Below are 13535 nucleotides of genomic sequence, written 5' to 3' on the forward strand. Positions count from 1 at the left end.
GACAGCGAAACGTGTCATGTTGAGCGGAGCCTCGGGCGTCTAGACGCCTGAGGACCTGCGCTCCGCTTAGGGTGACAAAACCCGGAAAACGTCGTTTACACACTAAGACAAGGTTTCAGAAGAACCGGATCAGCTTTACACGTTCAAGAGTTCGCCGGTCCTCCTGCGGTGGTAGCGCTCCACTTTTTCATCTGCATCTGGTACGGAACCTTGACCGAGTGAGGGTCTAAATTAGAGGGGCTTCGCCCCCACAAGGCGGGGTAGGTGTCACTGATTCAGGTAGTGAGTGATGACCGCGAGAGCCTGCTCGGCGGCACCGGCACGTACGGGGGCCGGTGAGTGGCGGAGTTGGCTCAGTCCCTGGGGAGTGAGCCAGGTTGCGGCTCCGTCGATGATGGCCTGATAGGTGTTGCCGATCAAGACGGCTGCCCCAGCGTCGACCAGATAGCGCCATTCGGTCTCTTGGCGCACAATGAGGAGGGGCGTTCCCAGGACGCCGGCTTCTTCTTGCAACCCGCCCGAGTCGGTCAAGACGGCGCTCGCTGATCCGACGAGGCGTAGCATATCGAGATAGCCGAGCGGTTTGCTCTGGCGGATCCGGGGCGACAGGGTCAGACCCTGGCGTTGCAGGGCGACGATGGTGCGGGGATGCACGGGAAACGCGATGGTGTAGGCTTCGGCCAGTTCGTTGAGCGCCTGCACGATCCCCGGGAGCACGTCCGGTTCGGTGTTTTCGGCGCGGTGCAGGGTGAGGGCGAGGTAGTTGTGGGGTTCGAGTTCGAGCTGTTCAAGGATTTTTGCGTGCTCGGCGTGGCTGCGATTGCGCAACACGGCGTCAATCGCGGTAGAGCCAATGACGCTGATGCGCTCTTCGGGGAGACCTTCGTTGCGCAGGTTGGTCGCCGCGATTTCGTCGGCGGCGAGCAAGAGTTCGCTGATGTGATCAACGATGATGCGGTTTAGCTCTTCGGGCATCGCCCGGTTGAACGAACGCCCGCCTGCTTCAAGATGGGCGACGGGGATGCCCTGCTTGGACGCGCAGATGGCCCCGGCCAGGGTGGTATTGGTGTCGCCCTGCACCAGCACCAGGTCAGGCTGGCGCTCAAGGAGGATTGGCTCAAGGCGACTGAGCATGCGGGCGGTCTGCTCGCCATGACTGGCTGAACCGACGCCCAGGCTATAGGCCGGGGTTGGCAAGCCGAGTTCTTCAAAAAAGATGGTGTCGACTTCATAGGAGTAGTGCTGCCCCGAATGCACAAGAATGTGGTTGACGTGCTCGTCGAGCAGCGGAATGAGTGGTGACAGTTTGATAATCTCCGGGCGCGTTCCAAGGATGGTCAGAACCGTAGGCATACTTATTCCTCCTCGGCGTAGGCCAGTTGTACGCCGTAGTAGCGTTTGAGAAAGAGGGCCAGTTCAACGTAGATCGGGTCACGATCAGTCGTCATGAAGTTGTTGGTAAGATCAAGCCAGTGAGGTGAGTCAGCGGGTCGCCAGTGCGGGCGTGTGACGAGCCAGATGGTCGTGTTGCCATCAGCAGTGATGGTCGGAGTTGGGCCGACGCTCGTTGCGATGGCGAGGCGGTAGTTCTTTTTGCCGTGGCGAAAGCGGACGGCCCCAGTGCGTTCGGTCTCGACTGGCAAACTCATGATCCCGGTGAGCATTAGTTCGCTAAAGTGGCGCAGCATATGAGCGGCGGCGGCATCAAGGCGTCGCGGACTCATCGTGCGGCGCATGCGCTCCATCTCGCCAACGGGGCGGGCCGGATTGCCCTCGGCGATCGTGCCGGGCGGCAGGCTACCGCCCACGACCGAGCGCGAATTGACAAAGCTGTGGCTCCCGATCGCGCTGCCTGGTTGGAGAAAGACGCCCGCCGCGCACCAGACATAATCGCCGAGCGTTACCGCGCCAAAGCGCACCCAGTAGCCCTCGGTATAGGGCAAAAAAGAGCCGTGGGTATAGACCATACAGCGGGCACCGAGGGCGCTCCAGCGTCCGAGCCGCACATCTTCGTCGGTATTGATCAGGCATTGTGGCCCGATATAGCTATGCTCACCGACAAAGAAGCCTGCGGCCCCATAGACAAGGTTGAAACTGCTCACGATGGCATACGGGCCAAGCACAAGATCGCCGTCACACTTGATCAGCGTGAGGGCCCGCACCTCGCTATAGTCGCCCAGGGCGATATGGCGCCCCATCACGCTGGCGAACCAGCCGATCTTGACGTGCCGACCAAGCTGCGCGCCGCAAAAGACGCGCAGGATCCACGGTTTGATGACCGGCGGGCAGAAGAAGAGCATGGCAAAGATGAGGGTTTTGAAAGACATAGCGGCTTCCTCTTAGATCGTCACCACAGGCCATGACGCACTCAAGCCGCTGCTTGCCTGCTCAAGCGTTTTCGCCCGTGCCACCCAGTGTGCGGCCAGTTCGGCGGGTGTGGCAAACCAGACATCGCCACGACTAAAGAGCGTTTCCCAGAGCCTGGCATAGGTAGCGGCCCAGTCAGGAAAGAGTGCGTCGTCATAGACATACTCATGTACATCAACGAGCAAACAGCCCTGCTGGTCGGCCACGCGGTCAGCGAGCCCGCCGAGCAGCGCCTGGCGACCACCGGGATTATTGACGTGCTGCCCAAAGAGATGATCGTCCATCCAGCCCGTCGGCACCTGGAGCGTGCGCACGGGGCGACGGAGCCCGCTATGCCACGGATAGAAGGGCCAGGTCGTACCGCGCCGCCAGCCGAGGTAGCGGTCGTGGGTGAGTGAGGCATCGTAGGTCAAGCCGACCTGCTCGTGCATCAGCAGGGTTGCCTCGGGGTCTGCGGGATCGAGATGCCAGTAGTGGTGGCGATTGCCGACGACGGGTGTATTGCTGGCGACGGCAAGGGCGGCCCGTTCCGCGCCAAACTTCTCGGCACTGGTATAGGCAAGGTAGCTCGCGTGCAGCCCGATCTCCCATCCTTCGGCGGCGAGTTCGCGCAAGAGCAACCGAAAGCGCGGCGCATTCACGTCATAGAAGGTATCAGGGAGGCCACGGGCGTACTCGACCAGCGACCCCTGGCGGGCGACAAAATAGAAGGCCGAGCGGCTCTGGAAGCGTTGTTCGAGCGCCATCCACGACGCAAAATGCCAGTGGGTGCGTCGTCCGAGGGCCACGTCGAGGGCAGGCTTCAGGCCGCGACGGCCCTGGCGAGCCAGCACGCGGAGCGGCTCAAGCCAGCGCACGACCTCGGGGTAATCAACATCGTGGCCGCAGGCGGCGGCCATCGTCTTGCCCACAGGCCAGCGGCGCATCCCTGGGGCCAGCCCACATGTCACAAGCTCGCGTTCGAGACTCGTCCCGACGCCCGACGCAAGCGCCTTGCGCAAGAGACCCTGTTCAACGCCGGGCGACCCACTCAGATCGCTATAGCCATGCTTGCCACGGGGAAGCTGGCGTTCTTCTTGCCCCGTGAGCAACCAGAAGGCATCAAAGATGACATCGCGCTCGATCAGCGCGGTGCCATGGTGACGCGTCACCTGAAGCGCCTCGGCTAATTCACCCTGGAAACGCAGATGTTCCCAGGTTGGCGAACGGACAATCCCGGCGAGCAATTGCGCCGCCGGGGTTGTCCAGCGCTCGGGCCGGGCGACGATCACCAGGCGGGCTGTAGGGGCCTGAGCAGGATCGGTGGCATAGGCCAGATCGATATCACTACTCCCCCAGGGCACTTCGACCCAGGCATAGCCCATCCCGGTGAGCAGCGTCCGCCAGACCCAGGTTATCTCGGGGCGCCAGGGGGCGAGGGCAGGATCGAGGGCAATTCGTACGTGCGTTGGCATAGTTATCCCTTGCGCATCTTTTTGAAACGAGCGCTATGCTGTTCATCTTCGGTGAGCGTAATCTTGACTGGTACCTTGAAACTGGCGAGGCGATCCTTGCAGAAGGCCCGGACACGTCGCTTGAAAGCCCCGAGTTCTTCGGGTTCAAAGAGATTGAAGCGAGCCGTGACAATCTGGCCGGTGATCGGATTGGCCTCGCCGACCACGGCCACATCACGGACATTGGGCATCTGGAGCAGCACACTCTCGACCTCGGCGGGATAGACCTTTTGCCCACCGACATTAATGATCTCGGTATGGCGTCCAAGGATGCGCAGGTAGTCGCCATCAACCTCAACGACATCCTGCGTATTCATCCAACCCTCGGCATCAAAGGGGCTTGGCGCATTGAGATAGCCGAGCATCGCCGATTGCGCACGGATCCAGAGCACATTGTCAACAATTTTGGTCTCGAAACCCTCACCGCCGACCTTCACCCAGAGCGACCCTGAATCGCGGGACTTCGAACGCAAAATGCCAAGCTCCGACAGGCCATAGGTTTGCAGGAGTTGCACCTTGGGGAAGATCGCGTGGAGGCGTTCGAGCGTACTGGCCGGCATCACCTCGGTGCCATAGGTAATCAAGTCAAGCGAACTGAGATCGTGGCGCTCGTAGGCTTCCGAGATGAGCAACAGATTGAGAAACGTCGGCGACGTTGGCAGCGTCTGAACCTGATGAGCGGCAATCGTACGACAGACCACCTCGGGATCGCGTGATGGCACAGCGACCACCGTACCGCCATTGGCAAGGGTATAAAAGAGCGTATTGATGCCACCGATATGGTCGAGCAACAGAAAAGTCAGCGTCGTTCGGCTATGGCGGGGCAGTTGGAACTTCGCGAGCAGCGGCGTAAAATTATGGAGTGCGGCCTTGCTCTTGCCGGTCGAACCAGACGAGAAGAGCACAAGGCCGGGATGACCGCTATCGATCAAGTTGCGCGTGAGCGGATTGGACACCTGAAGCGCGCGGCGCTCGAGGTGCCACCCATCCTCATCGTCAAAACTGATCACCACCTGCACCTCGGCGATCGCGAGGAACTCATCACGATGGGCCTCGACCGAGCGAGTCAGCGGCACGACAATCGTATTGCGGGCAATCAACGCCAGCAACAGACTCACCGCATTCGGCGAATAATCGCCTTCGAGCGTCACCACGAGACCGGGGCCAACATCGTGGCGGTCGAGTTCATCAACCCAGGCTTGCACCCGTTCAACGAGCGTGCCATAGGTATAGGCCTGATCATGCCAGACAATCGCCTTGCGTTCAGGCCACTGCTGCATCCGCTCAAGGAGCCATGCAATGCTCATCAGCCACCTCCTCCCAGGTAGATGACCTGGCCGGTAATATAATCACTTGCGGGGTGTACAAAAAAATCAATCACATTCGTCACATCGGCAAACGTGCCCAGGCGACGGATCGCCAGATCATCAACAATCTGCTGGATCTTCTCGGCGGGCACCCCGCGGATCAGATCGGTCTCGATGGGCGTAGGGCCCAGGGCATTAACGGTAATGCCAAACGACCCGAGTTCTTTCGCCAGAATGCGCGTCAGCATCTCGACGGCACTCTTGGAAGCTGCATAGATCGCCTCGCCCTCGAGGCGGAGCGGCACGGCAATCGTGCTGAAATTGACGATCCGCCCATACTTGCGCCGCTGCATCAAGCGGGCCGCCTCACGGCAGACGAGGAAACTGCCGACCACATTCGTTGCCAGTACGCGGGTCAGGGTAGCGCTGGGTACCAGCAGCGCGTGGTTCATTGACGCAATGCCCGCATTATTGATCGCAATATCGAGGCGGCGATGGCGCTTCTGGATGGACGAGAGCATCGCACGCACCTGCATCTCATCAGTTACATCAACCTGATGATGGGTGTAATTTTCGAGGTGCCAATCAGGTGCCTCGCGGGAGCATCCTTCGACCAGCATCCCCTGACGCACAAAATGCTCGGCGAGACTGCGCCCGATACCCTTGCGTGTCCCGGTAATCAGCACCACCTGACGCTCAGTCACGGCCCATCTCCTCACTGATCAACTCGGCGATATAGTGCGTGAGGCTTGCGACGGTACGGAAGGGGCTATGTTTTTGGGACATGGCCCGATCATCGGCAAGGGTCAGCATCAGGTCATACTCATCCTCAAGACGTTGTTCAAGTTCAACAATCAGCGTAACCAGGGCCAGCGAATCGAGCACCGCCTGCTTGCCAACGAGACTGGTCGAACCCTCCACCGCGTCTGGCACAGGCTTATTGCTCTGCTCGACGACCTCAAAGAGCGTTGCGATCACCAGGGTTTGCAGCGTATCAAAATCAGGGCCAGATGACATAAGATGCTCCATATGAATTCAAACAACAACCACTCGTAGGGGCGAAGCACCCGCCCCTGCTGCCTCCCGACGCGGCACCGTTGTCGCGGGCGGGTACTTTGCCCCTGCAACCCCCGTTGCAGGGGGCGCGTTTTTGGCGGGCGATACCCCCCACCCCACGAGGGGGGAGGGGCGTTCGGTCGCATCAGCATCAGGCGTGGACGATCCCCCCCCTCGCCCCTTGTGGGAGAGGGGGGCCGGGGGGTGAGGGAAAAAGGCCACCAGGACGGGATCCGACAAAAACTCTCCACCTGCAAAATACTTCTGGTTTATGCATACGCTGGCTGGGAGCGCGGGCCGCTGGCCCGTATGCGGGCTAGCGGCCCGTGCTGGCGAGCCCCGCTTCATGTGAGGGCATGCCTCTTCAAGGTGCATCATAGACGATCACCGGTAAAAATAATTTATATGGCCTTGCCACGTCTGGGTGCGCTGTTGGGGTCAGTGTAACACACGGCTCAGAAGAAGCTACTGCTTGCGGTATTGGACAGGGTACAGGTGTACTGGTAACAGTTGGGGTGCCGGTGGGCAAGGCGGTGCTCGTCGTCGTTGGCAGGGCGGTGGTGGTGCTCGTTGGGGCGGTGGTGGTGGTGGTGCTCGTTGGGGTGGCGGTGCTCGTCGCCGTTGGCACGGCCGTGGTGGTGCCGGTGCTCGTCGCCGTCGGCAGGGCGGTGGGCGTGTTCGTCGGCAGGGCAGTGGTGGTGCTCGTCGCTGTAGCAGTGCCGGTGCTCGTTGGCAGGGCGGTATTCGTCGCTGTTGGGACGGCGGTGCTGGTGTTAGTCGGCAGGGCGGTATTCGTCGCTGTTGGGACAGCGGTGCTGGTGCTGGTTGGGACGGCCGTGGTGGTGCCGGTGCTGGTCGGGGCGGCGGTACTCGTCGCCGTTGGTACGGCGGTGCTGGTGCTGGTGGGCAGGGCCGTATTGGTGCCGGTGGGGAGCGCGGTGTTGGTGCTGGTGGGCAGGGCCGTATTGGTGCCGGTGGGGAGCGCGGTGTTGCTCGGCACGGCAGTGTTGGTATTGGTGGGGAGGGCGGTATTGGTGTTGGTCGGGAGCGCGGTATTCGTCGGTACGACGGTCTCAGTGGGGGTAGGTAGAGGTGTCTGGGATGGTTCAGGTATCATCACGAACGGCGTGTCGCTTGACCAATGCTGGGCTACGCCCCCACTCTGGGGGCGCAAGATGCCAGGGCTGGCATTACCTGTCGCGGTATCGTTGATCGTCGTGCCGTCGCCTTCATCGAAACGGTAGAGGGCAACAGTCTCGGCATCGGCTGGGTGTGGTTCCACTGGACGGACGAAGTCTGTGGCATAGCGCACGCTGTTCGAGATGCGTATGTCGTCCAGCAACCCGTTGTAATAGAGGCTTCCAGGGTAGTCGTGTTTTTCGGCCCCAAAGACGAGATAGGGATCACTGTTGGGCCAGTCTGTTGCACGGTTCAGTGGGTAGGCAAGCGATCCCGCCGGGCCTTGCAGCGTCGCATCAAGTTGCCCATCAACAAAGATCGCCATGCTCCCGCTGGCTGCGTTGCGCGTCACGGCGAGATGCCGCCATTCATTGTTGGTGACGATGGTGTTGCCTACCAGCAAGCGATCATTGTTGCCTGCATTCACGCCAAAAACAAGCCGCCCCGCACAGAGCGCAAGGCCGTAATCGGCTGCATCATTGCCAAAAACATCCCGGTCAATGATGATGTTGCCATAGTACCAGCCCCGACCAGTACAGTCTGCAGCGGTGTTATTGTTCGCCTCTGCTTTGATCCAAAACTCAATGGTGAAATCGTTGTCGATATTTACCGGATAGGAGGTTGTTATCCGTCCCTCGTTGTCGAGCAGACCAAGGGGAATCTTGACGCGATCAAGATCATTGGCACTGCTGCCGTAGAGGCGTAACGCATAGGTGCTTTGTGCATAGGTTGACGCCGAAGTGAGTCGCCAATAGCTCGTCATGGTCAGGCCTATCAAGAGCAAGGCACCAGTCACGATCAGTCGGTGCAGACGGGTTGCGCACCACATCGGAGTTGTCATGTACTCTCCTGCATAGTCTCGCTACCAGGTTTGCGCAGGAATAGTTGTAGGTTTGACCTTAGCAGACCTGTGTAACATCGGGCTAAATGCCCTAGCGGTCTGGATGTCATGTCGTTTAGGCTCACGCTGATGTGCGGCCAAACATGCTTATTGGTGCGTAACCTGCGTTTTCTGCTCTAGGGCTTGGCTTCGACAAGCTCAGCCAACGGCGGACGATGGGCGTTGCGCATGGACGGAGGCTGAGCCTGTCGAAGACCCCGTTGGTAGAAAAAAACTTCGTTCCCAGACTACTTACCGCACCGCAAAGGGAATCCATACGATGTTGCGTTGGCTGGTTGGGGTTGGCGTCACCGTGGGCTGCGTCGTTCGGGTTGCGGTGGGCGTTGGTGAACTGGTGCTGGTGGGCGTGATCGTGCCGGTACTGGTGGGGGCGCTGGTGTTGGTGGCGGTTGGTGTGGGTGGGACGCTGGTGTTGGTGGCGGTTGGCGGGACGCTGGTATTGCTAGCAGTCGGTGTGGGTGAGACAGTGCCGGTACTGGTGGGGGCGCTGGTATTGGTGGTCGTTGGGGTTGGCGAGTTGGTGCTGGTGGGCGTGGGTGGAGCAGTCGTGTTGGTGGGCGTGGGTGTGGGTGTGGGTGTGGGTGGCGCGCTGGTGTTGGTGGGCGTGGGTGAGCCGGTGGGGGTGGGTGTCACCGGCTCGGTTCCGACGGGTGCCAGCGCGATAATGGCACCGTCCACGCTCTTCCAATAGAGCACGCCGTTGTCAAAGGCGGGGCCTCGCGCCGAGGGGGTCCAATATTGGTCGTAGACGTTCTGGCTGCTGTAATAGAGGTAGAAGCCCCGGTCTAGTTGATACCCTTCGCCCCCACCGGGGGTGTGGCCCTCGGGGCAAAAGCGCCGCGCCGAGTCACGTGAGGCACATTGCCCCGCTCCGATCGTATTGCTCACCGAGAGATATTCGACGCTCGGGATGGGATCGCTGAAACTGCCGCCGCCTGTGGTGCGGTTGGTAATGCGGATCGCTCCCATCGACATCCAGTGCGAGTGAAAGAGCACATCGCCGACCATTGATAATGTCCCCTGCTCATCGGTCGGCATCCTGATCGTGCCCTGATTTTTGTGGTCATCCACAAAGCGAATGGCCCCGGTCGCAAGGTTCATCTCGCCAAGCGTGCTGTCTTCGCGTCCATCACATGAGCTAACGCGACACGCGCTGCGGTTGCGCCAGATCAGATACGCCACGTCGGTGCCGTCACCAAGGCGTTTCACGACGGCCTGTGGAGGCGATGAGTAGTAGTAGCTGCCGTTGCCAATGGCGCCCCCAAAGACTGGAGCCGGCAGATCAAAGCGATTGGTGCCATCACTTAGGTTGAGCACAAACAACGATTGATGGCTTGGGTTGTTCTGAAGGTACTGGCGCGTTTCGTTCTGATTGACTGGTGCGCCGGCACTCAAGGCCCAGGTGTTATCCCAGTTGTAGTACGAGCGGATGATGACCACGTTCGCTGCTTCGGCAACCACCGGGTAGGTGTCGGGGAAGTAGCGTGTGTCCCGTGGATGCGTTGAGGTCAGGTTGCGCGGCGGGCGGGCAAAGGCATTGACGGGTGTGCGCCACGCCCGTGCGCCGGTAGCGACGCGGACGGCATGGACGGCCTGGTCTTCGGCAGGCACAATGATTAGGCCATTGCTGTTGGCACTGTAGGCTGGTGAGGCGGCAATGCCCGCTCCCGCGTTGTAGACCCACGTCTGTTGCATTGTTGTCGTGTTGATCCGGTAGAGGTTGCCGCCCATCGTGCCAACATAGACGCTGTCGTTGACCAGCAATACCGCTCCTTCGATTGCGGCCCCGGTGTTAAATTCCCCCAGGATGACGCCATCAGAGGCGCGTAGTTTGTAGAGGTTGCCATTGGTTGAGCCAAAGAAGACCGCCCCGGTCAGCGCGTCATACGCCCCCGTGTTGAAGATGCTCCCTCCCAGGTTGCGTGTCCACGCGACACTGCCATTGGCCGTATTGATTGCCCGCACCGCCCCGTCGTTGTGCCCAATATAGAGCCGTCCGTCACCGAGGATGGGCGCGGCGCTATCAGGGAGGTGCAGATGCCCTGCGGCTGGGCCGCTATCCCCATTGGCCCCGTTCCAGACCCAGAGCACGCGCCAGGTTGTGTTAAGTTGGCTGCCGCTGGTATCGGTAGGCAGGGTGGCGTCAACATAGTGGGTGCGTTGCGCGTTGCCGCCGAGTTGATGCCACCCAGCGCTGTTGGCCAGAGATGCACCAGTGATGGATGCCTCCTGTGCGTCGGACTCAGCCGGAACGGATGCCTCCTGCTCACCGGGCTGAACCGCGATAGCCTGAGCAGGTGCCGATGCTTGATCGGTGGTGTGATTGGCCTGGGTGGTATTGCGGAAGAAGCCTGTGAGGATGAACGCGAGCAAGATCATGGACAGGATAATCAAGGGCCATGAGATCAGGTGTCCCTTACGACTCATCGGTGCTGCTCCTTTCCATGCCAGCTTGGCATGCTATAGCAGTCCTAGACGATTGGTGTCTGAGGAGTGCCGGCTTATGGTTTTACAGGAAATGATCCGCTATGAACCCGATGCCGTGGGGCTGAAGCCCTCGGCTAGGGAAGCAAAGCCCGCCTGCGCGGGCTAAACCGGATTCATTTCTGGAAGGCCATAAGCCCTCGGCTAGGGAAGCAAAGCCCGCCTGCGCGGGCTAAACCGGATTTCATTGTTAAAAACCATAAGTTGGCACGCCTGTTTACAACCCAGATAGGACTGCTCTATGGATGATGCGGTTACAGACTATGCTCGGAGGGGGACGCGTTGGTGATCAAGCCAATCGAGCAGGCTCGCCATGGCACCACGATGGTACCGCTCGGCCCATCCCGGATCTTGCCAATCAATTGGACCAGCCGTGAGGTCGAACAAGGTGTGTTCCGCACCTTCCGCAACATAGAGGCTGGCACCGTACGGCAAGGCGGCCTGGTGCGCGGCGACGGCTTCGGGGCCGATCCGGTTCAATTCGGGTTCGCTATCGGCAACGATAACGTGGATCGGGGCCTCGATGGCCACGATCATGGCTTGATCAAGGAGATTGGAGAGCAGAGCAACGCCACGCGGGGGGGCGATCGTCTGGTACGCGGCGAATTGCTCTGCTACATTGTACGTGCCAAGGCTCTGCGCGGCAATGAATAAATAGTCCCGGTTTATTTCGGCTTCACTGGTAACTGCTTGATACGCGGCCAGGGCATCGTCGCTCTCGCAACAGCCATAGGTTCCCGCACTTGCACCAGTGCCGCGTTTGTCAAAGCGGAAGACGGCATAGCCCCTGGCAAGCAGCAGGGGTTCCATATAGGCATAGGCCGTGCGGTCAACTGGCCCTGAGTGGTGAATAATCACCACCAGGGGGTAGGGCGGCGATCCCGCCGGCAGCGCAAGTTCGCCCGCCAGCAGGGTGCCGTCGGCAGCCGGAAAGCTGATCTCGCGTCGCGCTTGGGCATTCGCGGTCGGCAGAGGCGTGGGCTGAAGCGTTGGTACAGAGGCCTGCTCGCTTGGCGCCGGTGCTGTGCAGCCGACCAGCATAACAACCAGGAGAAGTAGGCCGAGCCATCTCCTCATGGTTGCCGTTCCAGCACCACACGGTAGACGCTCACCTCGTTCTCGGCAAAGACCAGTTCGAGTTCGGGGGCGGCGGCAAGCAACGCCTCACGAGGCACATCCTGCTCACGCGCAATGACGTAGCTCACCGTAAACTGGTTCAGGATCGCCTCGCGCTCGGCAGGTTGCGCCACAGGATCGAGCACGACCTCGGCCATGCGCAGTTTCTCAAAGTAGTCGAGCGTGCCAGCCCAATGCGCCAGAAACGCCCGCGCATCAGTCCACACCGGCACGTGCTGGTTGATCATCAAGGTGCCGAGCACGACATCATCCCGCGTGGTGGCGGCTTCGAGCCAACGCAAGCCGGCAACTTCGCTCTGCGAGAGATAATAAGGCTCGCTGTAGCGCGTCAGATCATAGAGCCGCCACGTCCAGAGATAGACATTGGTCGCCACACTCAGGCCCAGGATAAGCACAAGCAAGAAGGGAGCCAACCGCGGCGTGCGCTGTTGCAACCAGGGCCAGACATAGGCATAGATCGCGGTAGCCGCCAGGATCGCGATCGGCATCTGCCAGCCAAGTAACAGATGGATCTGAAATTTGAGCGGCAAATAGATCAAGACAAAATGAACGAGGAACCAGATCGCGACGAGAAGCTCGGTATCGTTGCGGCTCTGCAGCATCCGTGGGCGAAAGGCGATCAGCGCGAGCACCAGCGGCACGCCCATCAGAATCGGCAGATGCAACAGATTTGGTGTCCAGGCACCCGCGTTATCAAACTGGGCAAGTTTGCCGCCCCAGGTCGCATCATTGAGCACCAAGTAGGCGAGGTAGCCTGCCGGGGGAATGGTGAAGGCCGCAATGATCGCCGCACTCTTGCCGAGAAAGACCGGAAAACGGCGCTCACGCCACCAGATCAAGATCCCCCAGAGCCCGAGCACGCTATAGATAGTCAGTAGATCATAGGCATGTTGCAGCCCGATCAGTGCACCAACGAGCCCGGCGGCCACGGCATAGCGCAACTGTTGCCGCTGCTGCGCATAGAGCGTCAACCCGATCATACCGATGAGCAGGGCAAGCGCGATCGCAAAGTGGGGAAACGCCATAATCTGAAAGAAGCTATTTGCCTCTGACGTATAAATATCAAACGGAAACGGCGCATCAGGGAGGTCCCGGGCATACTTGACGATGATCCAGACAAACCCGACCCCACCGGAAAAACAGAAGAAGAGGAACGCGAGCCAGCGCTGCTTCACGTCAGGCACCGCAATGCGCAAGAAGGCATACGCAACGGTTATGAGCAAGACCGTCGCCACAACGCGCAAGAGGGTGAAGATAGTATAGTATTCAAACCCGAAAAAACCCCCGATCCGTCCTGCGCTCCACCAGAGCAGATGGAAGAGCGCGGGCTCGTTGGGCTCGGCAGTCAACCGATTCGGGGCGAGGTGCTCGTGGCGGAGATCACGCATCCAGGCGAAGTACTGATTATGATCGGGAATATTGAAGATAACCCCGGTGAAAAAGCGATCGTCTGGTGCCGTCACATTTGCATAGATGGTCGGGATCAGGCTGAGCACCACCATCACGAGGGTGATCAGCGCCACCAGTCGCCATTCTCCGCCATAACGACGGGTCTCTACCTTGGCCGAGTTGGTGCTTGATATCGTCAAAGGGCGCTCATTGATCGCCATC

The 13535-nt window shown here is 60.2% G+C and carries 10 protein-coding genes; all 10 read right to left on the reverse strand.

Annotated elements, in window-relative coordinates; translation table 11 throughout:
* Positions 1 to 267: 267 nt before the first annotated feature.
* The 10 genes from wecB to EKD05_RS10080 all read right to left on the reverse strand — a co-directional run bounded on the left by wecB (position 268) and on the right by EKD05_RS10080 (position 13513).
* Entirely contained in the window at positions 268 to 1353 is a 1086-nt protein-coding gene (gene wecB, locus EKD05_RS10035; RefSeq protein ID WP_129672300.1) for a non-hydrolyzing UDP-N-acetylglucosamine 2-epimerase, read from the reverse strand.
* Between the two features lie 2 nt (positions 1354 to 1355).
* Positions 1356 to 2327, reverse strand: coding sequence for a transferase (locus EKD05_RS10040; RefSeq protein ID WP_129672301.1), 972 nt, complete (start codon positions 2325 to 2327; stop codon positions 1356 to 1358).
* Between the two features lie 12 nt (positions 2328 to 2339).
* Positions 2340 to 3821: a polysaccharide deacetylase family protein gene (locus EKD05_RS10045; RefSeq protein WP_129672302.1), complete on the reverse strand. Its 1482-nt coding sequence runs from the start codon at positions 3819 to 3821 to the stop codon at positions 2340 to 2342.
* A gap of 2 nt (positions 3822 to 3823) precedes the next feature.
* Positions 3824 to 5167: a fatty acid--CoA ligase family protein gene (locus tag EKD05_RS10050; protein WP_129672303.1), complete on the reverse strand. Its 1344-nt coding sequence runs from the start codon at positions 5165 to 5167 to the stop codon at positions 3824 to 3826.
* Complete coding sequence (locus EKD05_RS10055; RefSeq protein ID WP_165360672.1) at positions 5167 to 5871, reverse strand: SDR family NAD(P)-dependent oxidoreductase; 705 nt, start codon at positions 5869 to 5871, stop codon at positions 5167 to 5169. The genes EKD05_RS10050 and EKD05_RS10055 overlap by 1 nt, the downstream gene beginning before the upstream one ends.
* Entirely contained in the window at positions 5864 to 6184 is a 321-nt protein-coding gene (locus EKD05_RS10060; protein ID WP_129672305.1) for a hypothetical protein, read from the reverse strand. The genes EKD05_RS10055 and EKD05_RS10060 overlap by 8 nt, the downstream gene beginning before the upstream one ends.
* A gap of 403 nt (positions 6185 to 6587) precedes the next feature.
* Complete coding sequence (locus EKD05_RS26320; protein WP_205703911.1) at positions 6588 to 8243, reverse strand: LamG-like jellyroll fold domain-containing protein; 1656 nt, start codon at positions 8241 to 8243, stop codon at positions 6588 to 6590.
* Positions 8244 to 8534: 291 nt separating this feature from the next.
* Positions 8535 to 10730, reverse strand: coding sequence for a PQQ-binding-like beta-propeller repeat protein (locus tag EKD05_RS10070; RefSeq protein ID WP_129672306.1), 2196 nt, complete (start codon positions 10728 to 10730; stop codon positions 8535 to 8537).
* A 318-nt stretch (positions 10731 to 11048) separates the two neighbouring features.
* Entirely contained in the window at positions 11049 to 11864 is an 816-nt protein-coding gene (locus EKD05_RS10075; protein WP_129672307.1) for a S9 family peptidase, read from the reverse strand.
* The gene (locus EKD05_RS10080) at positions 11861 to 13513 is read right to left on the reverse strand and encodes a hypothetical protein (RefSeq protein WP_240695719.1); all 1653 of its coding nucleotides are present in this window, start codon (positions 13511 to 13513) and stop codon (positions 11861 to 11863) included. Before EKD05_RS10080 ends, EKD05_RS10075 begins: the two co-directional genes overlap by 4 nt.
* Positions 13514 to 13535 lie beyond the last annotated feature (22 nt).

Origin of the sequence: Candidatus Chloroploca sp. Khr17 (genome assembly GCF_004138165.1) — a bacterium.
In the GTDB taxonomy this organism is placed as follows: Bacteria; Chloroflexota; Chloroflexia; order Chloroflexales; family Chloroflexaceae; genus Chloroploca.